19 protein-coding genes are annotated in these 23,762 nt (G+C 47.9%); 2 read left to right on the forward strand and 17 right to left on the reverse strand.

Annotated elements, in window-relative coordinates; translation table 11 throughout:
• Positions 1-211: 211 nt before the first annotated feature.
• The gene (locus EL84_RS05660) at positions 212-2,236 is read left to right on the forward strand and encodes a right-handed parallel beta-helix repeat-containing protein (protein ID WP_047841014.1); all 2,025 of its coding nucleotides are present in this window, start codon (positions 212-214) and stop codon (positions 2,234-2,236) included.
• A 132-nt stretch (positions 2,237-2,368) separates the two neighbouring features.
• On the opposite strand, the gene EL84_RS05665 is transcribed toward EL84_RS05660, so the two are convergent.
• From EL84_RS05665 to EL84_RS05680, 5 genes are all read right to left on the reverse strand, one after another.
• Complete coding sequence (locus tag EL84_RS05665; protein ID WP_047841015.1) at positions 2,369-3,343, reverse strand: phosphotransferase enzyme family protein; 975 nt, start codon at positions 3,341-3,343, stop codon at positions 2,369-2,371.
• A 314-nt stretch (positions 3,344-3,657) separates the two neighbouring features.
• Entirely contained in the window at positions 3,658-4,137 is a 480-nt protein-coding gene (rlmH, locus tag EL84_RS05670) for a 23S rRNA (pseudouridine(1915)-N(3))-methyltransferase RlmH (RefSeq protein WP_017691463.1), read from the reverse strand.
• A gap of 674 nt (positions 4,138-4,811) precedes the next feature.
• Entirely contained in the window at positions 4,812-4,979 is a 168-nt protein-coding gene (locus EL84_RS31200; RefSeq protein ID WP_017691462.1) for a CxxH/CxxC protein, read from the reverse strand.
• A 236-nt stretch (positions 4,980-5,215) separates the two neighbouring features.
• Positions 5,216-5,740, reverse strand: a complete 525-nt coding sequence (locus tag EL84_RS32475) for a hypothetical protein (protein WP_053061397.1) — start codon at positions 5,738-5,740, stop codon at positions 5,216-5,218.
• A gap of 297 nt (positions 5,741-6,037) precedes the next feature.
• The gene (locus tag EL84_RS05680; RefSeq protein WP_036611896.1) at positions 6,038-7,315 is read right to left on the reverse strand and encodes a S1C family serine protease; all 1,278 of its coding nucleotides are present in this window, start codon (positions 7,313-7,315) and stop codon (positions 6,038-6,040) included.
• 716 nt (positions 7,316-8,031) lie between these two features.
• Here EL84_RS05680 and EL84_RS05685 point away from each other — a divergent pair.
• On the forward strand, positions 8,032-8,244 hold the full coding sequence (locus EL84_RS05685) for a hypothetical protein (RefSeq protein ID WP_036611899.1): 213 nt from the start codon (positions 8,032-8,034) through the stop codon (positions 8,242-8,244).
• Here the strand turns inward: EL84_RS05685 and EL84_RS05690 are convergent.
• The 12 genes from EL84_RS05690 to EL84_RS05745 form a co-directional block, all read right to left on the reverse strand.
• Positions 8,213-9,019 (reverse strand): MBL fold metallo-hydrolase, encoded by an 807-nt coding sequence (locus EL84_RS05690; protein ID WP_047841016.1) that lies wholly within the window; start codon positions 9,017-9,019, stop codon positions 8,213-8,215. The genes EL84_RS05685 and EL84_RS05690 overlap by 32 nt on opposite strands.
• Positions 9,020-9,025: 6 nt before the next feature.
• The gene (yycI, locus tag EL84_RS05695) at positions 9,026-9,769 is read right to left on the reverse strand and encodes a two-component system regulatory protein YycI (RefSeq protein ID WP_047841111.1); all 744 of its coding nucleotides are present in this window, start codon (positions 9,767-9,769) and stop codon (positions 9,026-9,028) included.
• Positions 9,770-10,043: 274 nt separating this feature from the next.
• Positions 10,044-11,324: a YycH family regulatory protein gene (locus EL84_RS05700; RefSeq protein ID WP_047841017.1), complete on the reverse strand. Its 1,281-nt coding sequence runs from the start codon at positions 11,322-11,324 to the stop codon at positions 10,044-10,046.
• Positions 11,308-13,158, reverse strand: coding sequence for a cell wall metabolism sensor histidine kinase WalK (gene walK, locus EL84_RS05705; RefSeq protein WP_036671863.1), 1,851 nt, complete (start codon positions 13,156-13,158; stop codon positions 11,308-11,310). The genes EL84_RS05700 and walK overlap by 17 nt, the downstream gene beginning before the upstream one ends.
• Positions 13,158-13,880 (reverse strand): response regulator YycF, encoded by a 723-nt coding sequence (gene yycF, locus EL84_RS05710; protein ID WP_047841018.1) that lies wholly within the window; start codon positions 13,878-13,880, stop codon positions 13,158-13,160. The genes walK and yycF overlap by 1 nt, the downstream gene beginning before the upstream one ends.
• Positions 13,881-14,127: 247 nt before the next feature.
• Positions 14,128-15,660, reverse strand: coding sequence for a peptidoglycan DD-metalloendopeptidase family protein (locus EL84_RS05715; protein ID WP_152682964.1), 1,533 nt, complete (start codon positions 15,658-15,660; stop codon positions 14,128-14,130).
• A 486-nt stretch (positions 15,661-16,146) separates the two neighbouring features.
• Positions 16,147-16,956 carry a class I SAM-dependent methyltransferase gene (locus EL84_RS05720; RefSeq protein ID WP_235431488.1) on the reverse strand — a complete coding sequence of 270 codons (810 nt, stop codon included), beginning with the start codon at positions 16,954-16,956 and terminating at the stop codon, positions 16,147-16,149.
• Between the two features lie 284 nt (positions 16,957-17,240).
• Positions 17,241-18,008 (reverse strand): hypothetical protein, encoded by a 768-nt coding sequence (locus EL84_RS05725; RefSeq protein ID WP_047841019.1) that lies wholly within the window; start codon positions 18,006-18,008, stop codon positions 17,241-17,243.
• Between the two features lie 222 nt (positions 18,009-18,230).
• On the reverse strand, positions 18,231-19,517 hold the full coding sequence (locus EL84_RS05730) for an adenylosuccinate synthase (RefSeq protein WP_047841020.1): 1,287 nt from the start codon (positions 19,515-19,517) through the stop codon (positions 18,231-18,233).
• Positions 19,518-19,962: 445 nt separating this feature from the next.
• A complete protein-coding gene (dnaB, locus tag EL84_RS05735; RefSeq protein ID WP_047841021.1) occupies positions 19,963-21,324 on the reverse strand; it encodes a replicative DNA helicase in 1,362 nt (453 codons plus the stop codon).
• 1 nt (position 21,325) lies between these two features.
• Entirely contained in the window at positions 21,326-21,769 is a 444-nt protein-coding gene (rplI, locus tag EL84_RS05740; RefSeq protein WP_047841022.1) for a 50S ribosomal protein L9, read from the reverse strand.
• Positions 21,766-23,757, reverse strand: a complete 1,992-nt coding sequence (locus EL84_RS05745; protein ID WP_047841023.1) for a DHH family phosphoesterase — start codon at positions 23,755-23,757, stop codon at positions 21,766-21,768. The genes rplI and EL84_RS05745 overlap by 4 nt, the downstream gene beginning before the upstream one ends.
• Positions 23,758-23,762 lie beyond the last annotated feature (5 nt).

Consider the following 23,762-nt stretch of genomic DNA (forward strand, 5'->3'; position numbering starts at 1 on the left):
ATGAAAAAAGCATGGCTAGTCATAGCTTTTAACAATAGCTAGAAGACTTTAATACGCAAAAATCCACAACTTCATAGGGTAGTGGATGTGGTTTTACCTTTTATCAATATCAATTCAGGCTAACATACACCTTCCTATCTCTGCCATTATAATTATTTTCTAGTATAATAACGGGATACAACAATAATTTTAAAATAGAAGGAGAGTTGTTATGGAATATCATGTATCCATACATGGGAATGATCAAGGAAAAGGAACAGCGGATCAACCCCTTCGTACCATATCACGCGCTGCGGCTTATGCCATGGCTGGTGATACAGTTATTGTTCATGCGGGAGTATACAGGGAATGGGTTAACCCGGCTAATGGAGGAACAGCGGAGCATAGAATCGTATATCGATCCGCAGGAGACGGGGAAGTCGTGATTACAGGAGCTGAGCGGATTGCCAACTGGAAGTCCGAAGGAAACCATGTCTGGAGCACAGAAGTGCTCAATTCCCTCTTTTCCATTCGCAATCCCTATGAGGTAGAGCTCAGTGGAGACTGGTTGTTTGACGGGCCCTTCCCAATTCATCTCGGCGATGTCTATTTGGATGGCAAATCATTGTATGAATGCGATAATATTGAAAGCGTTCACAACCCTGAAGTTTGGTCCGAAGCCAAGTATCCCAAGGATTCATTGTTAAAATGGTATGCCGAGGTTGATTCTACAACAACAAAAATCTGGGCCAACTTTGGTGGAAAAGATCCTTGTAAGGAAAATGTAGAAATTAATGTACGTCCTTATTGCTTCTGGCCTGAGAAACCGGGAATTAACTTCATCACCGTAAGCGGTTTCACTCTTCGTCAAGCCTCCCCCCAATGGGCACCACCTACGGATTATCAGGAAGGTTTGATCGGACCTCACTGGAGCAAGGGCTGGATTATTGAAAACAATATAATCAGTGAATCCAAATGCGTTGGTATTAGCCTGGGTACCGAAATCGGTACAGGGCACACCAGGTCTTTGGAGAAGCATAGTAAAGGTGGTACTCAACGCGAGCAGGAGGTTATTTTACAAGCATTACGCTCCGGCTGGCACAAAGATAACATCGGCAGTCACACAGTTCGAGGTAATGTGATTCACGATTGTGAACAGGCAGGTATTGTGGGTCATATGGGAGCAGCCTTCAGCCACATATATCAGAACCGTATTTATAATATTCACCACAAACGACTCAGACACGGTGCCGAAGTTGCGGGAATTAAGCTTCATGCTTCCCTGGATACTCAAATTAGCGAAAATATAATGTATAGCTGTTACCGTGCGCTTTGGCTGGACTGGCAGGCACAGGGCACTCGCATCAGCCGTAATGTATTTTTTGACAATCTTTCGGAAGACCTTTTCGTTGAGGTTTGCCATGGTCCGTATATGGTCGATCACAATCTATTTCTCTCTCCGATGAATTTCAGAAATATGGCTCAGGGCGGGGCATTTGCTCATAATATGTTTGCAGGCCGATTTGTAGTTCGTTCCGAAATTACTCGTATTACGCCATATCACTTCCCTCACGAAACGGCTATGGCCGGATACTCTAATATCACTGGAGGCGATGACAGGTACTACAACAATATCTTTATAGGTGACAATGATCCTAATAAGGAGCCTGTTCCCATCACCTTTTTTGAGCATCTTCCGCTTAAACCAAGAGATGAAGTTGGAGAGGACGGGAAGACGGTCATGGATGGTGTTCCGGACAATTCCATATGTTATCTGCATGCTGTGGGACTTGGCGGCTACGATCAACATCCTGATGTGAAAGATAAGAAATGGTGGGAATACACCAAAGAGGAGCTTATGGAGCTTGGCGATGCCGCAAAGGATTTCTTTATAGGCAATGCCGTTCTTCCGGTAGCTATGGGTGGCAATGTATTTCTTAACGATGCGGTTCCAAGTCGTCACGAATCGGATGCGAAGATAGTTGCACAGAAGGGCGTAAAAATTGAGATGGATCCTGCACTAGGCAAAGTGCACATTCAGATCCATGATCCCGAATTGCTTCGGGGAACCTCTGCAATGTTAGTTACCACCGATCTGCTTGGAAAGACTTATCACGCCAACATGAAGTTTGAAGAGCCGGACGGCAGTCCATATCATTTCGACTCCGACTTTTTCGGAACAAAGAGACCCGATGCAGTTGTCACACCTGGTCCCTTTGAAATAACCGAACAGGGTACTCTTGATTTTGAAATTTAAGTTTATGATTGAGGGTCCAGTCATTTCAGGTGATTGGATCTTTTTTGTGTGTAAAGCCTCTACTCCGCTAATCGGGATAAAGCCATATTTTCATCAAAAGCCTTTCGCCCTAATTGTGGCAGGGTTCACCTGTTAACTCAAAAAGTCCATATCAATATAAGGCGTGTTATTTAATAAATTTTCATAGTAAAAGCGTCGGGCTTGCTCATACCATTCAGTCCAATCAGGAGCGTTAAAGTCTCTGCTTCTATAGAGCGCAGCTAAAACTCTAGCTTGCCTTAAATTTATAAATAGTGGAACTTTGTTTAACTGGCTTTGGCTTACAGTGTATTCCTTGCAATAGCCATTTAAGAAATTGCAATAGTACCGTTTTGCAATCTCCTTCCTCACATCTCCAGACACAACCCAAGGAATTGGGATTTCATAAAATAATGGTGTAGCAATATCAGAAACAAACCAGCTATATTCCACCTCATCATAGTCAATAATAAAGGCTTTATCCCCATCATTAAGATAATTGCCAGGGCTGATATCCCCATGAATAAGACCGTATGTATTTTTTTCCTTGGGCAGGGCACTAATTTCATTAATTATACGATCATAGTTACTGTGTAATTCTAACGGACAATACTTCTTAAAAGATTCTAATAGCGTATTACCACTCCATTCATGGCGTGGGTTTTGGGTCGAGTAATTAAGAGATAACTTATGTATTTTCCCGACCATTTGTCCAATATTTTCATAAAACGTATTGCTCTCCTCGGCGATTACTGCATTTCTGCCTGGTGCTTTCTCAAAAGCTGTCACGATAAAGGACCCGTCAATGATATGAATAAGATCCCCTGATGAAGATTGAATAGGCCTTGCTACTTTCATTCCGCGATCAGCCAGAAACATGATGAAATCTAGTTCCGCTCTTGTTAATAATTCATTTCGATGGGTGACATGCGTAATTCTTAAAATGACTTCTCTATTTTCAACGACGCCGGAATAAACGAAATTTTGAAACCCATTTAATTCGATAATGGAGTTCTCACGTATTCCAAAACATTGTGCGGACTCTTTCAATATATCTTTTGTGAATAGTAGTTTAATCTTTTTATCCATATAATTTCTCCCCTTTACTTCTATGGTAACAAGAGGTGCCAAATGAGATATATGCAGAATTTAATTAGAATCAACTTTTACACAAAAAGTCACATCGGGAAGCTCGATGTGACTTACAAATGAAGATATGTTTCTTGAGTGTATGATTCTTCAATACTTACGTAGAAAAGACCTAATTCATTCGAGAGTTCATCGATCCATTTTCCATTGAAATAAGGTGGCGGTTAGAAGTAGCTACTCTCTACTCCCCAATTATTTTCACATTTTTGCAAGTTTTCAAGGGTAGGGACATAAGTATGCGGACATGAGTGTTCTTACTTGTGGTACGGTTCCCCCCGATTTATCTTCACCGCGCGATAAATCTGCTCCACCAGCACCAGCCGCATAAGCTGATGCGGCAGGGTCATGCGCCCGAAGCTCAAGCGCTGCTTCGCGCGGCGCAACACCTCATCGGAGAGCCCGTGGCTTCCTCCGATGACAAACACGACATGGCTCGTCCCATACGTGCCGAGCTTGTCGATCTCCAATGCCAGCTCCTCGGAACTCCAGAGCTGGCCATCCAACGCGAGCGCGACAACATGCGCCTCGCTCTTCACATGCGCGAGGATGCGTTCGCCCTCGCGCTCTTTTACCGCCCGAACCTCAGCTTCGCTTAGGGTATCGGGCGCCTTTTCGTCTGCGACCTCGATCATCTGAAACTTGATGTACGGGGCGAGACGCTTGGCATATTCTTGAATGCCCAGCGTGAGATACTTTTCCTTCAATTTGCCTACGCCAATAATCTGAATAAACATGAAATTCATTCCTCCTAAATTGTCTTGCGAGATATTCTATAAGTAAGATGCTTCATCGCATCGTTCGTTCCAACTGTATTATACCTATACTACACATTTCTCCAAATTCTAACGAATCCCACACACCTTATTCAGCCCCATTTCGGCTACTTTAAAATCTAACGAATCTGAAACACGCTATTCCGCACCCACCGAGCACTCCCCACCACTTTCGAGGCCTTTTCAGTAACATAACGTGTCTACGATTCGTTAGATTTCAACCAGGCGGTATTTGCCACGAATAAGGTACGTCAGGTTCTTTAGAGTTACTCCGCCCCGCCACACCCATGTCCCTGCCCACATCGCTGCCACCTAACTTCACTTTCCCCCATGCCCGGGCTTCCATTTCTATTACCTACACACCTTGCACCTTTGCTACAACCTATTTCACTCCCAACTCGGAACTCGGCACCTACCTACCTTAATCTTCTCCTACTCTACCCTAATCCACATTAGCCTCTACGACCCTCGCCCAACTCCAAGCTGCTACCAACCGCCACCAATTCCCCACAAAGACAAAAAGAGCGCTCATCACGCTCTCCTTGGCTTCTTGCTGTGATGTTCATACCGGATGGAAAGTCAGCCCGAAGCGCCACCTTAAGTCACGCCTCCGGCCATCTAAGTCCTACAGTACGCTAAACGACGAGAAATTCCGCATGCTGTTCGCACTCGGCGCATTTCGCAGGCGGGTCCCAGTCGGCAAATTCCGTCTCCTTCAGATCAACGATATCTGGAGCGTCCTCATACTCATCGACAAACATGTCGATGGCAATGTCCACGTGTTCTTTGCATACAACGTACATCCGTTAAGCATCCTTTCTGTAACCAGCTATGTTCCCGATTCACAACCGCTTATCCCATTACAGGATAGCCACTTCTCAGTTCTATCACACCTGCCACTGAAAAGAAACCCCTAGCCCTAATTTATCGTGCCCAACCTACACCAAACCTCTCCATAGCGCAAAAATAAACAACAAAAAACATCCCTTCCGGATACCTCCACGGTACCCTGAAAAGAATGCTCCTTAATCCGTGCTCTTTACTTCAATCCCGACTGCGCCTTCGTCAACAGCTTCCCGCCTTGAAAAGCAATAACCGCATTGGCACCATTGCCGGCTGTGCCTTTATAGTTGTACACCACCATGTTCTCCGCTTCACTCAGCGCTTCACCTTCGCCGCCGAGGATCTCGATGACATCTCCCACCGACATGCCAACCTCAAGCTTCTCATACTGGGCAAAGGTAATCAGCACCCCATCGCCTTTCCCGGCCGATCCGTTGTTTCCCGATGTTACAGGCGTTTGACCACCAGCCTCACCTACCGCAATCACACTTGTACTCAACTCATTCAACTTGGTCTCAAGTGCTGCGATCTTTTGCTCCTGCTCAACGCTCTTGGCTCCCTGCTCCACCAGTTTCTTCTCAAGCCCTGCAATCTTCTCCTGCAAAGCACTTGTATCTACAGATGCTCCTGTCGTAGCTACCTCAGATCCACAGGCGGACAACATAAATAGGGACAGAGCCAAACTCGTTCCCCCAAGCATCTTTTTCTTCAAATGTTTCATTAGAAATACCCCTTCCATTCTGAAATAAAATCAGATCGACAAACAGATGTTATTGCATCAGCGACCGTCTCCAACATATTGACAACAGTTTACCACAGCCCTAGTCTTATGTATCTGCTCCTTTGGCTCCGGGTCTAACTGATCATGAGAATATAAAAATGGTTGATCTACTCATTTACTGTCGAACGAGCACATCCACCCATAACAACTAAAAAAGAGTGGTCAGTTGATCTGATCACTCTTCTAGCATTCCCTATTACAATCCAAACAACAGCATAAGCTGCGTTCGAAACTTCCCTACTCCGGTTTATCCGTCAACTTCACCGATACTTTCTCAGCTTTGCCATCCCGGTAGAAGGTCACTTCAATCGTATCCCCAATCTTCTTCTCATCGTACAGATACTTCCGCAGATCCAGCGTGGAGGTAATTTTTTGCCCGTCAAATTCCGTAATGACATCATTCAGCTTCATACCTGCTTCGGATGCCGGACCGGATGCTTCCAACACAACCACGCCGCTGTCCACGTGAGATGGCAGCTTCAGATCTTTGCGCTGCTCGTCATCCAGTGGGGCATAAGGGTTGCTCAGATCCACCGTGTACACGCCGAGGTATGGACGAGATACTTTACCGTTCAGTAGCAGGGAATCTACCGTTTTCATCACTTCGTTCATCGGAATCGCGAAGCCAAGACCTTCAACGCCCGTATCCGAGATCTTCATCGTGTTGATGCCGACCACTTTGCCGTTCAGATCGACCAAAGCACCGCCACTATTACCTTCATTAATCGCCGCATCCGTCTGGATCACATTTTGCTCCCAGTCGTACACCCCGTCCTGATTAATCGATACAGGCAGAATACGATCCGTATAACTTACAATACCGGATGTCAGCGTACCACCCAGACCGAGCGGGTTTCCAATTGCCAGCACCGTTTGACCCCGTTGAAGTTTACTGGAATCGCCGATCTCCGCCACTGCACCCAGCCCTTTGTCTTCTGCAGATAGTACCGCAATGTCACTTACCCGGTCTTTACCAACCAGCTTCGCTTTGTGTGTCTCCCCATCTACGGTCACAATCTCCAGATCACTCGCCCCCTCCACAACGTGGTGGTTGGTCATAATATAAGCCTTGCCATCTTCCTTCTTGAAAATGACCCCTGAGCCCAGCGCCGAATCTTCCATCGATAGACTGCTACCCGTTTTATGGTTCACAATGCTCACCACTGAAGGACGAACATGGGCTGCTGCCTGGATAATCCGGTCGTATGGATCAGCTGCCTGCGCTGTCTGTGCACCGCCTCCACCACCATTACCTGTAGCATTAGCCAGCGGTAACGAAGCAGGCTGTGTGATGAAGCTAAACAGCATGACGGTCACGATGGAGCTGATCACCGAGCTAATCACAGCTACCTTCACTGTGGAACTGATTCCCGTACGCGATCTGCGCGGATTGCTCCAGCGGTCACGTCCACGTGCTCTGCCTCCAGGGCGGATGATCTGAAGTTTGCCTTTCTGTTCAGGTTCGGCGCGTCTTGATACTTTGGTTGAATAAAAATCGTCTCCAAACAATCCCATCGTGATCCTCTCCCCTTCGTTGTCACGCATCAAGACCCTGACTGCCGCCTAAGTTTTCGCATGGATCAACGATGGAGTTCTCACATACACCACTCCGCCAACAGACGAACCTTCCGATCGCTGTTACTCACAAATTTTTTTGATCCCCTCTTCCAAGGTAAAAATTTGTTCCTAAAGGCGAACACTCTGTTTCTTCAGGTTTCTTCTGTCGTCTTCGTTACGTGAAGACTCCAACGGTTTCCCATGCTTTTTTGCAATTTTAAAAAATGGTCTTGCATATCGCCGCATCCCGGCATCAAATCAAGATACAGCGTCTATGTACAACAGAACGGACACGCCATTCTGTCAGTGACTCTATCAATCATGCTCTCGCATTCTATGACATGCCATTTCACACGCAAAACAGCAAAAATCACAATGCTCCTCATATACTAAACACGTCAAATCACAAAAAGTTGCATATTTACGAAAATTAAAGCAAATTTCCGCTATAACGCGCTTAACAATAAAGGTCCATAGTATCTATCACCACAAAATCCGGTCCGCTAAGCGCCATTTTGGCAAATTTGAAGAACTTTTTCACCCCTGCATAGTCACAGGTTCAGCATACACGTCTCATCACACAAATGTTAGCGGCAAAAAGAGGAATGTTTTCCATCAAGCCTGACTACAATAATAGTAAAAGACAATTCGAAGCTTCATAGAGGAGGATATATATGGATCGCACGCGTACACTCACAGCCATGGATGAAGTTCATATGGCGGCCAAGCTGGCCGATCTCAAGGAAGAACACTATCGCAATACCCTTGCACTCAGCACCATCATTGAACTGCTTATTGATAAAGGCATCCTGACCCGCGAGGAAGTCGAGCGCAAAGCCGCCGAACTGGACAGCTTTATGGCTCACCCACCCTATCCCATGGCGTAGGACGGTCGTAATACGTATCACAGAGTTTGAACTCATGATCCCGATAAAAGCATCCACGGCTCTCCATCGCGTCGCGCACCGACATTTTCGCCAAGTCCATCATATTATGATCCCGGCTAAGATGTGCCAGATACGTGCGCTTGATGCGTCCGTTCATCAGTTCACTGAGCGCTGCCCCTGCCGCTTCGTTCGACAAATGCCCAATGTCGCTCAAAATCCGGCGCTTGGTGTTCCACGGATAACGTCCCATACGCAGCAATTCGACATCATGATTCGCCTCCAGCACCAGCACATCAGAATCGGATATCGCATCGCGAACCTTGTCGCTCATGTACCCGAGATCCGTTGCAACAGACAGCTTCTCAGTACCATCATCGAACGTATAACCTACCGGCTCAGCCGCATCATGCGAGATCCCAAAGGATTCCACGCGCAGTGACCCAAAATCATGCTGTTCACCCGTCTCAAATACCCTCCGGTTTTCCTCTGGAATCGCCCCAACCGACTTCTCCAGCGCCGCCCACGTATTCAGATTCGCGTAGATTGGTAAATTATATTTCCGAGACATCGCGCCTAGTCCTTTAATGTGATCGGAATGTTCATGTGTAACCAGAATCCCGTCCAGTTCTGCCCCAGAAATCTCCCTTTCCTGAAACAGTGCATCCAATCGCTTCGCACTAAGACCCGCATCAATCATGAGAGATGTGCCCCCATGTTGTATGACTGTGGCATTACCTGTCGAACCGCTGGATAACACGGTAAAATATATCCCCATAACGCATTACTCCCCTGGTTTGTCTGTCTTGGGACTGAATACATCCCCACTGATGCCCTGCACGTACAACACTTCGCCACTTTCCAGCACGAACCGCCATGCCGGCATCGCTACCTGTATATCTGAATTGAACAACTGGCCGTAATAGCCCAGCTGAATATCTTTGACAATTGCATCATTTGGCAAAAAGTTCTCGATCAGCGTTCCCAGCGCCTTCGACGCCGGAAGCACCTGCTGATCGCTCTCCTCTGCGGTTGTAATCCGCACTGGAGTTTGACGGTAACCCGTTATTTTCTGATCGCTGTAGAATAACTCCAGACTCACATTGAAGAGCGGCCATTTGCCATCGACCAGTGGGTGAAGCACAAAAGCCCCATCCTCGGCCATCAGCTGATCCAGCCGGTATGTCCCGATCTGTGGAATCTCACGCTCTAATGCATCTTCCAGCTCGCTCTGCGAGAAGATCAACTTGCTATCTACAGGCTGTTCCAGTTCCATATCCACGCCAGCTCTGTCCTCTTCAATGAACTCATAGGACAACTTTGGCAGCTTCGGCGTTTCATTCGGAATCGGAGCCAGCACCTGAATGCCCTTCTCTTCCATCGCCTGCTGTGTATTATCTGCCAGTGAGGTGAAGTCCAGATTGGCTCCGGCCGTCTCCCGCGCATCCATCCAGATCTGGTATCCCAGCACCAGATTGAGCAGCAGAAAGGCATAGATCAACACATTTTTCGCCCGTCCCCAATCCAAAACATTCACCTCCGTCCATTTGATAAAAGCAACTAATATCACACTGGCCCACTCCGCGGTCAGAACAACCTTCCGATCGCTGTTATCCCCAGATTTCTTGATTCCCTTTTCCTAAGGGAGAAATCCGGCGATAAAGGCGAAGCGTATGCTTTCGATGCAGCTTTCTTTCAGAAAGCTTTTGGCTTCGCTTCTCCAGCTTTTTTCTGCCCTCTCCGTTATCGTGTGACCTTACACCTCGCTCGGATATCGAATGACTCCATTACCCTACAACCCATCAAGAAACGGTGGTTTCCTCCCCGTTTCCAAAGCGGATCACCCATACCGGAATCAGCTTTAGTCCGTCCTCAATTGAAGAAGGACGATACGCCGGGTAGACATCCACCACCTGGCGATTCTCACCTGCTACCTTTTTAATAAGAGCCTTCAGCTTGTCTCCGCCAGGCAACTTTACCGATTTCTTCGTCTCTGCACCTTCGTTCAGGTATTCCAGTGATCGCTCATAACTGGATACCGTCTCCTGCTGCATCTCCATACTGATCGTGCCAAAGCGGAACTGCATGGAATCCATAATCGGATAGCTGCCATAATACTGCTGGAATTCAAGCTGCGTCTTGCTGTCAGCGGTCTCCAGCATCATGCGTGACCGACCTTTCCAGCCACCATGTTGATTCACAAAGTCAACCGCAGACAACGCATCCTTCGCAGGATCAATCTGTCCCGCAGGCGGTGCCGCCGGATCGGTATAACTGATCCAGCGTTGTTCCTGTTTAACTTGCAGACTACGTTTACTGTCCGTGTAGATCTCCGATCCATCTTTTTCCCGGATATTCCGGGTCATGCTTGGATCGAAGAACAGACTCCGCTGCATCTGCTCAACCGTGAACTGACCTGTTGGCACATCCGCCTCAATCGTCTCCAACGCTTCCGCAGGGATATAATACCCGCCATCCATCAGCGTATATGGCGTCCAGTTCGTACCAAAGTCAACATGCTGCTGCACGTCTTGTACTGTCAGGTCCGCCTGCGTTGCTTCGTATACCACGTCTCCCTTGGCGCTGAAGAACAGCGCATGGGCCTTCGTTTCATTTTTGGACGTATAGATCGAAATTCGGTTAATCGTCTCCCCTTGAAATAAGGAATCCGTCCCAAGCCTCATCACCCGCTGTAACAATGCTACGGGAATACCTTCTTTGAACGATAGCTCAAACCCAGGGTTCTCCTTGCGAATCTGATCCCAGTTCACCGATTGCACACTACGGCGCTGAAAATCATCGAACGCTCGCCCCTGTAACCGTGAATAAATTAACTGATAGAACGTATTGCCAGGGTAAAACACCGTATGTTTATCCTCGCCCAGATGAATAATCATCTGATCGGGGAAGATCAATTCTTCAATATTGCGTTCCTGACCCATATTTTCCGTCTTCACATAATTCGTCTCTGACGTCACAATGGAATCCCCGCCTCCGGGCAAACGGTAGATCAGAAAATAACTCTGAACCAGACTGGCTACAACAAGGGCAGCAAGCACCAAGGATTTAATCCGTTCCTTCACGGTGCTCACCCCCTTTCTCACGCATCGGCAGTGTGAACGTTACTGTCGTTCCCACATCTACTTCAGACTCCAGAGAGATGCTACCATCATGTGCCTTCACAATTTCCCGGGCAATGGACAGTCCTAGCCCTGTGCCTCCCATACTGCGGGAACGAGCCTTGTCCACCCGATAAAACCGCTCAAAAATGCGATCCAGATCGCGCTGTGGGATACCCATTCCGGTATCCGATACCGAGATGGCAAGTGCATGTTCATCACTGCGTCTAGCCGCAATCGTAATGGTGCCGCCTTCCAATGTATATTTCAGCGCATTGGACACGACATTATCCAGCACCTGATCAATCTGATCACGATCCAGCGGGACAGCCGGAATATCATTCTCCACAGATAATACAGGCTGAATATCCTTCTGATGCATCTGGAACGAGAATCGATCCGTCACTTCCTCCAGCATTTCCAGAATATCGGTTGGCTGCTTGCGCAGTAAAGCTTCCTTGGAATCCAGCCGCGATAGATGCAGCAGATCCGTAACCAGTCGTATCATTCGTTCCGTCTCGTTCTGAATAACACCAACGAAACGACCGGCAAGCTGCGGATCTTCCAATGCCCCGTCATCCAGCGCTTCCGCGTAACTCTTGATCGTCGTCAGTGGTGTACGCAGTTCATGGGATACATTGGCCACAAATTCACGCCGGGATGCTTCAAGCTCTTCCTGCTCGGTAACATCCTGAAGTACGGCAATCGTTCCCGTGATTCCCCGTTCACGTCGATGAACCGGTGTGAACGTCATCCGAATGACCACAGGCTCTTCTTGTCCTGCGGGTGCAATCTGCAGCAAAGTTGAACCTGTGAAACCACTCGCGAGGGCTTCCGCATCCTCCGGATCAATGCCGAGTAATATAGCGAAGTGTCTTCCTTCAATATCAGCAGGATGCATACCCAGAATGCTGCTGGCACGACGGTTTACGAGAATAACTTTACCGTACTCATCCGTAGCAACCACACCATCACTCATATTCGTCAGAATGGAGGTCAACTTCTCCTTCTCCTCTTCATTCAGTGAAAGTGCATCCCGAAGCCTGCTGGTCATATAGTTAAAAGCCCGACTGAGCTGACCAATCTCATCCGTGCCAAATACAGGTGTCTGTTGATCAAAGTTACCTTCTGCGACCGCTGTCGCTCTCCGAGTCACTTCCTTAATCGGCTGCGTGATCGTATGGGACAGAATCACGCCAAGCACCGCCGTTAACACCAGGGCAATCAGGATGCCGGAGATGAAGATTTTGTTGATTCCCTCCATCGTGGAATACAGCTCGTTCATGGATGCCGCGATGTAGACCGCGCCAATGATCTTGCCGCCGGACAGCACCGGCTTGGCGACGACCTTTTTGCGAACATTATCCTCGTCCACGATATATTCCTCATTGTCCCGAATGCCTTGCAGCGCACGGCTGACAACGGTTTGGGTATTTTTGCGCCCCACATAGTCCGAATGTGAACTTAGCGAGGTCGTGAGTACCTTGCCGCTGGCATCCAGCACCTGAATCTCGGCACCGTTAATGTTGAACAGGTTGTTCACCAGCACACGCAGATTTTCCGTTTTGTCCTCGCCAGCCTCTGCTTCTCCACCAGCCATCGTCTCCCCCACGAGAACCGACAGCATCTCCGCACGCGCCTGCAAGTCTTCCGTAAAGTTGCTCGTTAGTGAGTTCTTCATCGCGCTCACAAAATAAACCCCGATCAATTGCATCGCAATCAGAATCAGCAGTACATAGATAATTATCAATTTCGCCTGAATCGTTCGAAAGAACGAAAATCGCGCGAATCGGCCCATTATATCCCCACGCTTTTGGCACTGCGCACGAGATAACCGAGCCCGCGGCGAGTCAGAATCGTTTCCGGTTTGCTCGGATTCTCCTCAATCTTCTCACGCAAACGACGGATCGTGACATCCACGGTACGTACATCACCGAAATATTCATATCCCCATACCGCTTGCAGCAGATGTTCCCGTGTCATAACCTTGCCGGAATGCTTCGCCATATAATAGAGAAGTTCGTATTCACGGTGGGTCAGATCAAGCGGTTCTCCGCCTTTATAAGCCGTATACATGTCCATATCAAAAGCCAGATCAAATAGCCGCATGACCTGCTTCTCTTCGTCTTCATGCGCTTCTGCCGTAATCGCAAGCTTTTGCCGTCTGCGCATATGTGCCTTCACCCGTGCAAGCAGCTCACGCGTACTAAATGGCTTCGTAACGTAATCATCCGCACCCAATTCTAGCCCGAGCACCTTGTCGATCTCGCCATCTTTGGCGGTAAGCATAATGATTGGCATCTCCAGATGAGCGCGCACCTCACGACATACATCCATACCGTCCTTGCCCGGGAGCATCAGATCCAGCAGCATCAGATCCGGTTTCTCGGATAGCGCCAGTTCAACCGCACGAATACCATCGAATGCACAGATGACGTCGTACCCCTCTTTTTCCAAATTAAACTTCAGAATGTCCGCGATGGGCTGTTCATCGTCCACCACCAAAATCTTCCCCTGCATCGGCTAAGTTCACCCCTATATCCTGCTTAATCCGCGTTAGCGTTTATATCTCTCTTCTATGTTTAGCTTGTACCAAGCCTGCTTGATTTGTTTCTCTAGTTTGTTGTTTATACTCTCTAGTTTAACATACCTGAAGCACCGTCACATCCCGATCAGGGGCTTGGAAGGTCTTTCATCTGAAAATTTTTTACAGCAGCAAAAAACAAGGCCAGCATCATAGCCAACCTTGCTCTACTTAAGCTCTATATTAGTTCAGATACGTTAACGGATTTTCTACCGTTCCATTCTTAATAATCTCAAAATGCAGATGTGTTCCGGTCGAACGACCCGTGTTACCCATAACGCCGATACTCTCGCCTTTTTCAACCACTTGTCCAACCTTAACGCCAATGCTGTTCAAATGCCCATACAGTGTTTCGTATCCGTTACGGTGGTTAATAATGATGACATTACCATAACCGCTTTTCTGTCCTGCAAACGTAATTACACCCTCATCAGACGCTTTCACATCGCGGTTACCTACCAGATCGACACCTTTGTGCTGGCGACCCCAGCGTTGTCCGAAGCTGCTGCTCATCGTTGCATTTGATACCGGCCAAGCAAATTCACCTGTGCCCTCACCAACCACTTTTGTCCCGCTAAGGACCACTTCAGTTACAGCTGCTTTAATCACTTCCTGACCAAGCCACTCTTCCTGAACCACTTCACCATTTTCTTTCGTTATACGGTACTGCATGCTTTTTAAGCCACTTTGTCCTGGGCGCACGACTTTAGTGGTACCAGCTTTCAACTCGGCACTTTTGCGCACTTCCACTTGTGGTTTGATCTCAATCTGTTCAACAACCTGCTCCACCGATTTAACGGTTACCGCCGGTTTCGGAACGGTCAAGGTCAGTTCGTCTCCGATTTGAAGCGACGTTTCCTTGATGCCCGGATTATGCTGGCGAATCTCGCTTTGTGTAATTTCATACTTGGCAGCGATCGAAGAGATCGTATCTCCTTCACGAACCACATAAGTTACAGGCGCGTCTTTACCAACGGTTAAAGCTTTAACCGCCTCGGACACATCCCATATTTTGTTTGGATCAGCCTTCACCACATCTGTCGCTACATCTTCCTTGATGCCTACCGACTTCAGAGTTATGCTAGGTCCCTCCTCTTTCTTCGAGGAGTTAGCCGATACCGACTTCGTCTTAAGCGAACTTCGCACAGCCGATGCCGATATGTATTTGCTCTGCACTTGTTCCAGGATTGCATCAGCTGTTGCCTGATCCTTCACGATACCAATGACTTCACCGTCTACCTTGAGCTCCACACCTTTGGCGTAGGCTGTCAGCATGTCACCCAGTTTGTCCAGCGTCTCGTCACTGTTCACTTCAGGTTTGTACGCTCTTACCGTTTCGGTTGTGATGCCATCCGTGTTCAGCACCATCTCTGCATCCGGATATTTATTTTGATATTCCTCGGTTTTGTCTGTAAATAGTTGTTGTAATTGTGCCTCATCTGCAATGGTACCAATCTCGCTACCTTTAACCATTACTTTATAGTACGGTACGGTGTTTGCAGTAACATATTGTTTGCCTGCGAACCCGAGCGATGCTGCGATGAATACACCACATGCTGCTGTAATGATCCATTTGCGCGAGGCCAGAACGCGCTTCTTATTCACACTGAAGGTGGACATGCTCATGTTGTTTTTGTCTTCGGCCGTCCGGTGTTCCCCGGATTGTTCGTGTACCCGGTCTTTGCCCGGTTGGCGTATGCCTCTGAAACCTTTCATGATTCTCTCCTTTTCAGCACTTCTCAGTTCGCATTTCTGTCAAGACATCACCCATCGTGTCTGTCCCATGCTCGTTGATACTTGTATTGGGTGTCCGCAAAATCAGGACTTTAGCTGCGCTCGTAAAAGTGTCAAAATTTTAACCTTTTATCACACCCGTATACTTTAACACAGGTTTTACACTCATTTCAACTCTATACGTCACACCGCAAAGCCACGCCACGCTTGGTTTCCCTGAATTATCCATAAGATAGTACGGCTGGTCCATCACCCATTATGCCTCAACATCCGCTGTACTATGTACTTTTGTTCGCAAATTAAGACTAGGTTCTAAGACCCAGTGAAATATGCTTTATTTTTCATAAAAATACAAATGAAATCCCTCACCAGATCAACTCTGATAAGGGATTACGTAAACAACCTGTTTGTGGTTTATCTTAAACTGGATTTCATCTCATGCCACAATAGAAATTAACTTTTATGTCTCTATTCTTTGACTGCAAGAATTACAAATCGCTTCTGCTGTACTTCCCAGAATCCATTGTGCTCCATCTCCATATGAATATCCATTAACGGCTGACGGAACTGTTCCACTTTGAAATCAGGTACTTGCCACGGGATGGTCTTTAGATAATATACCAGTGCCCCTATATCATAGAAACGCTGCGCGGGAGTTGCTTCCCGTTGCTCCAGAATACGGAATCCACACTGTTCCAGCTGAAGAACAGCACGATCCAGCTCCCATCCAGCGTAATCCGCTGGCATAGGAATGCCAAGCCGCTCATTGATCTCCCAGCAATCTGACCAACCTACCTGTTGAGTCAGAAACAGTCCCCCTACCGCTAGAATCCGCCTAACTTCCTGCTCATCATACGACTCATGCCGATTAAGAATCAGATCAAATTCCCCTTCTACGAAAGGAAGTTGCGAATCATCAGTCACTGGAAGCACCTTCACACCGAGCGGCTGTAAACGTTCCTCTGCAATCGGTATATTGGGGAGATAGCCTTCGGTCGCACATGTGTATGGAGGAAGGGGACGGAGTCTGGACAGCATTTCTCCTCCACCAGTGCCCATGTCGAGCATTCGTTCTGTTTGATTCAACAATCGGCGCGCCATCGTTCCATATGACCAAGGCAACATTCCGCTCTGGAGTCGCCCACTCCCTGTTACATAGCTAAAATCCCAGCCACTAAACGGCTGGTCCGCCTCTTGCAGCCCTTGCTCGTATCGCTCTTTCGCCGCCTCGGTAAACTTTTTTAGTGATGGTTCTGAATTAGAATGATATAAGTTCATGTTCAATAAAGCCTCCAATTAGTGTATTCATAAACAAAAGTCCATCGGTTCTCTTGAAAGCACCTATGAACGGAGGTCCACGAATTGGACTGGAGGTTTCTGCAATGTTGCCTAAACGTTTTTATATGTCGTGTTCTTTCCCTTTATATTTCATACACTGTTCCCTCCTATAGGCATTTCCATTATTTATTTAAATAAATTATATTCAATCACCATCGACAAGTCCATTACATTATGAATCAGGCGATACCCGTCTATGAGCACGCCTGCTGTACCTTCCAATCTTATTCTGTTTGCAGTACTTCCATCAGGTTGTCGTACTCTTCACTGGTCAGGTACTTCGAGATCACCTGTTCAATCTCACGTAATTCCTGTTCCGTTAGGCCACCTTCCATGGCACCTGAGATCTGCTGCATTTCTTTCTGTGGCAGCTTGTTCATGAGCAGGCTGAAGATTTTTTCTTTCTCCTCTGCTGGCAGCTTGTCCTTCGCTCCTGTAATGTCATCCGGTGATACAACAATGGCATCATTGCCTGAAGAAGCACCGCCGCTGGCCGCTCCGGTTCCATTGCCTGAAGCCGAACCACTACCCTGATCTGTTCCTGAGTCATTACCCGTGCCCGTATCCGTCCCATTGCCTGCACTTGTGCCTGAGTTTGATCCGCCAGTCGTATCTGTACCTGAGCCTGCACCTGCGCCCTCGCCTGAGCCGCTCCCTTGGGACGCATTATTGCCTGCATCTACGCCAGATTGACCGCTCTCCGTCCCATTCCCCATAACTGAAACAGCATCTTCCGGAACCTGCTCTTCGTCCGCTCCTGTCGGCTGATCTGTAGTCCCATTTCCTGATTTATTCCCCTCGCTGGTTTTACCGCCCAAGGAACCTTGGAACATGGCGGTTAACCCCATGGGTTGACCTTCCCACTGAATATTAAAACTCGCGAGTAGCGACTTCGCATATGACTGTACAATTAATCCGGTCGTGAGCAGTGTCAGTGAACTGACCAGCAACACGGTTAGCACGATTTTGACAAACCACACAAGCAACTTCATTCCGTTCTCTCCCTCCGATTATCCCACCCGTCTAACATGCGCATGTCGGGGTCTGTGACTCTACTGTTAACCAGTATTGACGGAAATCTTGGGATTATATCCGAAAAACATACAAAAAACCTCCAGTCATCGCTATAAAAGCAACAACTGGAGGCTTAACATGCCTAAGTCGGCAGAGGATTCTATTTTATAATTCAAGAAACAATCTCTCTATTTCTTCGATTAATCGTAGATTGGAAGAACTTGATTTGTTTGCTCACGGTTACGACCAACGGAGAAGATGGCAATTGGAATGCCTGTCAGTTCGGAAACACGTTTTACATAATTCTGTGTGTTCACTGGCAGGTCTTCGAGTTTCTTCGCTCCAGTGATATCTTCGCTCCAGCCTGGCATCTCTTCGTATACTGCTTCACATTCTGCCAGCATTTTGAGGCTTGCCGGATAGTGTGTAATGACCTCGCCGCGGAATTTGTATCCGGTGCAGATTTTTACGGTTTCCAGACCTGTCATTACGTCCAGAGAGTTCAGGGACAGACCTGTAATTCCACTGACACGACGCGCGTGGCGAACAACAACACTATCGAACCAACCTACACGACGTGGACGTCCAGTTACCGTACCGTACTCATGTCCAGTCTCACGGATTTGGTCACCGATTGCATCATGCAATTCTGTAGGGAATGGGCCGTCTCCTACACGGGTTGTGTAAGCTTTTGCTACCCCAATGACTTGCTGAATACGAGCCGGGCCTACGCCAGAACCGATACATACGCCACCTGCGGACGGATTGGATGATGTAACAAATGGATAAGTTCCTTGATCAAGGTCCAACATAACGCCTTGTGCACCTTCAAACAATACTTTTTTATCCTCATCAATATATTCGTTCAGAACAACCGATGTATCACGTACGTAAGGACGCAGAATTTCAGCGTATCCGAGGTAATCTTGCAGAATCTCTTCCACATCAACAGGCTGGCCGCCGTAGACTTGCTCAATGACGCGGTTTTTTTCTTTGACCAGATGACGCAGTTTCAGTTCGAAATCTTCAGCATCCAGCAGGTCAACCATCCGAATACCAATACGAGCTGATTTGTCCATGTAACATGGGCCAATTCCTTTGCCAGTCGTACCGATTTTGTTCGGGCCTTTGCTCTCTTCTTCGAGTGCATCCAGTACCATGTGATATGGCAGGATGATATGTGCGCGCTCACTGATGGACAGGTTCTTCGTTGTAAAATCATTGTCATGAATATAGTTAATTTCTTCGATGAGTGCCTTCGGGTTGATAACCATTCCGTTACCAATAACACACGCTTTATCCGTGTAGAAAATCCCTGATGGAATCATCGTCAGTTTATATTTTTTGTTATCAATCAGAATTGTATGACCCGCATTGTTACCACCTTGATAACGAGCCACCACATCAGCGCTCTCCGCCAAATAATCCGTGATTTTACCTTTTCCTTCGTCTCCCCATTGCGTTCCCACTACAACTACCGTTGACATAGTTAACATTCCTCCGTGGGTGCCTTGCGCACCTTTGTATTGGTCTGTCCGTCCTCTATCCCGGCAGGCATGTTACGCAATAAACCGACTGAGAAGCGTGCTAACGGACAGTAAAAATGTCCTTCCGTTACATTCAAGGGAAGGTTTTCGCTGCTTTAACGCAGCAGTATTAGTGTACCAGTACCCTTTTTCAAAGTCAAATCAAATGGCGAACAATTAGATATAGTACAACCGTAATGTTCGGGATTTACCCATTATTTCAACACAAAAAACCGGAGACTTCAGTCCAAGCTTGCTTGACTGCTATCACCGGTTCAAGGATACCCATTTCAATGTGAATCTATATCTGGTATTTATCACACATGTTTGCGTTCAGTTGCTCTAATGGTTGATCTTCGGGACAGACGATTCTGGCTTCTTGATCGAAGCCGTCAGCACCTGCCCATTACATCGCGAAGGCATCATTGTGTGCCCTCTCGTAATTGACGAATTTATTAAAGTTTTTCAGGAAGACCAGTTCTACCGTACCTACCGGGCCGTTACGCTGTTTAGCGATAATGATCTCGATAATATTTTTCTTCTCGGTCTCCTGGTTATAGTAGTCATCCCGGTACAGGAACGCTACGATGTCGGCATCTTGCTCGATCGAACCCGATTCCCGCAAGTCACTCATCATCGGACGTTTGTCCTGACGTTGCTCTACACCCCGGCTCAGCTGGGACAAGGCAATAACCGGAACTTCCAGTTCCCGGCCAATCTGTTTCAGTGTACGTGAGATCTCGGATACCTCTTGTTGACGGTTCTCCCCTGCTTTACCACGTCCACTAATCAGTTGAAGATAGTCGATCAGGATCATGCCAAGGCCTTTCTCTTTCTTCAGACGACGGCATTTGGCACGAATATCCGCTACGGTAATCCCTGGCGTATCATCTATAAAGATGTTGGCTTCTGACAAAGCTGCAATACCCATCGTCAGCTTCTGCCAGTCTTCATCTCCCTTGAAATCACCCATACGCATTACGCTGGCATCCAGGTTGGCTTCCGCACAGATCATACGTTGCACCAGCTGGGCAGCTGACATCTCCAGACTGAAGATGGCTACCGTCTCCTGGGCCCGAATGGCTACGTTCTGAGCGATATTCAGGGCGAAGGCTGTCTTACCTACGGAAGGACGGGCCGCTACAATGATCAAGTCACTGCGCTGGAATCCGGCAGTCATCTTGTCCAGATCAATAAACCCGGACGGAATACCTGTCGTTGTACCCTTATTCTGATGAAGTGTTTCCACACGATCGAATACTTCCATCAGTACGTCCTGAATGGCTATAAAACCACTACTGGAGCGACGGTTGGAGATCTCCAGAATGCGACGTTCAGCTTCTCCGAGCATCGCTGCAACATCTTCGCCGCCTGTATATCCTTCGCTCACGATCTGTGTTGCCGTACGAATCAGGCGACGCAGCATCGATTTCTCTTCGATAATCTGAGCGTAATAGTCTACGTTCGCGGCTGTAGGTACACCATGGGCTAGCTTAGCCAGATAACTAACGCCCCCAATGTCCTCCAGCTCACCTTTATCCTTCAGAAGCGAAGTCAGTGTCACGAGGTCAATCGGTTGATTTCCCTCGCCAAGCTGGATCATCGCTTCGAAGATTAATTGATGGGGTTTATCATAGAAATCCTCGGTTTGCACCCGTTCCATCGCTGTAATCAGGGCTTCACCCTGCAACAGGATTGCACCCAGCACGGCCTGTTCGGCTTCCAGGTTCTGCGGGGGAATCCGGTCGAATGACATTTCGCCGCCCATCTTACTCTTCCGTTACCTGTACCTTCAAGGTTGCCTTCACTTCAGGGTGAATCTTGACAGTTACTTGCGTTACGCCGAGTGTACGAATAGGCTCGTCCAGCTCAATTTTGCGTTTGTCCACTTTCAGACCTTTTTTGGACAACGCTTCTGCGATCTGTTTGCTGGTAATTGCGCCGAACAGACGACCGCCTTCGCCGGACTTGGCTTTCAGTTCAGTTACTTCTGCTTCCAGCTTCTTCGCTAGTGCTTCCGCTTCTGCTTTTTCTTCCTGTTTGAGTCTTTCTTCAGCCGCCTTCTGGTTGTCCAGAGTCTTCATGTTGCCATCCGTTGCTGGACGTGCGATTCCCCGTGGCAGTAGGAAGTTCTGTGCATAACCCTCAGATACTTCTTTCACTTGCCCTTTCTTGCCTTGACCCTTCATATCTTTTATAAAAATGACTTTCATTCGAACAGCCCCTCTTCCTTTTCGATTTCAGCCAGTACGTTCGTCAGCCGTTTTTCTGCCTCTCCAAGCGTTCCTTCAAGCTGCACGGCAGCATTCGTCAAATGCCCGCCACCGCCCAGTCGTTCCATGACAACCTGAACATTCATGCGCCCCAGCGATCTCGCGCTGATGCCAATCAGTCCATCCGGACGCTCACTAATCACAAATGAAGCGACCACGTCAGTCATGTTCAGCAATGTGTCCGCCACCTGGGCGATCATCATCTGTGAAATCTTGCTGCCAGGGTCTGTGACCGCCAGCGCAATGTTTCCATATACCATTTTAGCATGCTTTATGATTTCTGCCTTAGCAATATATTCTGACAGATCCTCTTTCATCAACCGCTGGATCATAATGGTGTCCGCACCGCTACGGCGCAAGAAACCTGCCGCTTCGAATGTTCTGGACCCCGTGTGCAATGCAAAATGCTTCGTATCCACTGTAATCCCGGCAAGTAGAGCCGTAGCTTCTAGCGGAGTGAATTGTACCTTATCATGAATGTATTGCAAGAGTTCGGTTACCAATTCGGCAGCAGAGGACGCATAAGGCTCCAGATAGATCAACACTGCGTCATTGATGAACTCTTCGCCCCGGCGATGGTGATCCACAACGACGACACGGGTAGCAGACTGTACCAGTTTCGGCTCCATGGTCATGGATGCCTTATGCGTATCCACCACCACCAGCAACGTATGCTCGGTCATCATCTGGGTTGCCTGTTCCGGTGATACAAATGCTTTGGACAACTTCTCGTCCTTGTTCACTTGCTCCATCATGCGTTCAATCGATGGATTCACTCCATCCAGAACAATCCGTGCTTCCACATTGTACAGACTGGCTGCTTTCCACACTCCGATGGATGCGCCGATCGCGTCCATATCCGGAATTTTGTGCCCCATGATGAGCACCCGATCGCTCTCCTGCATCAGATCACGCAGCGCGTGCGCAATAACGCGGGCTCTTACCCGTGTCCGTTTCTCCACTGCGTTAGACTTGCCGCCATAGAAAGACAGGCGTTGTCCGGACTTCACGGCAGCCTGATCACCACCACGTCCAAGTGCCATGTCTAGACTGGACTGTGCCAGTTCTCCCATCTCGCTGATGCTATCCGATCCAAACGCCAGTCCAACACTGAGTGTCATTGGCACTTTGAGGTCAGCAGTCATCTCTCGAACCTCATCCAAAATGACAAATCGGCTCTGCTCCAGTTCCTGCAAAGACTTATGATTCAGCATCAACAGATAACGATCAGAAGACAGACGGCGCAGGTACACTTCGTACCGCTTGGCCCATGACGTAATTTCGCTGGTCACACGGGCAATCAACGCTGTACGCTGTTGATCGTCCATGCCTTGGGCAGCCTCGTCCAGATTATCCAGAACGAGAATTCCCAATGCAAGGCGTTCATTTTCATATTTATCACGAAGAATGGCTAGCTCCGTAATCTCGTATACATATACATACCGCTCCTGCGGGTTATGAATAACTCCATAATGCCGATCATCCAACTGGAATTCGTCATGCAACTCCTTGGATGAATGTTCCTTCGTCCCATCCTTCTTCTCTTTAGGCTGAGGAAGTTTGGGAAACATATTAAGTAGCGGATTACCCACCATTGTCTTCTCCTGGAACATCTCCGCGACAAAGCGGTTATGCCACTCTACCGTACGATCTTCGCTGTACAGCACAATTCCGAATGGAAGCATGCTGACCGCTTCCCCCTCCATCCGTTTGATCCGAATAGATAGGCCATTAATGTAGTCGTTAAGCTCACGGCGGAACGCGAGCTCCGCCTTAATCATGACGATTCCCAGCGCCGAAGCCAGTATCAGACTAATCAAACCAAGCGTCCAGTTATAAATGGTAACGAACATAACGAGCAACAGCAGCAGTATGAACGCCCATACGGTATAGTAGCCGTGCCAGCGTTTCTTCAGAAATTTAGGCATGACTC

The organism is Paenibacillus sp. VT-400, assembly GCF_001029205.1.
In the GTDB taxonomy this organism is placed as follows: Bacteria; Bacillota; Bacilli; order Paenibacillales; family Paenibacillaceae; genus Paenibacillus; species Paenibacillus amylolyticus.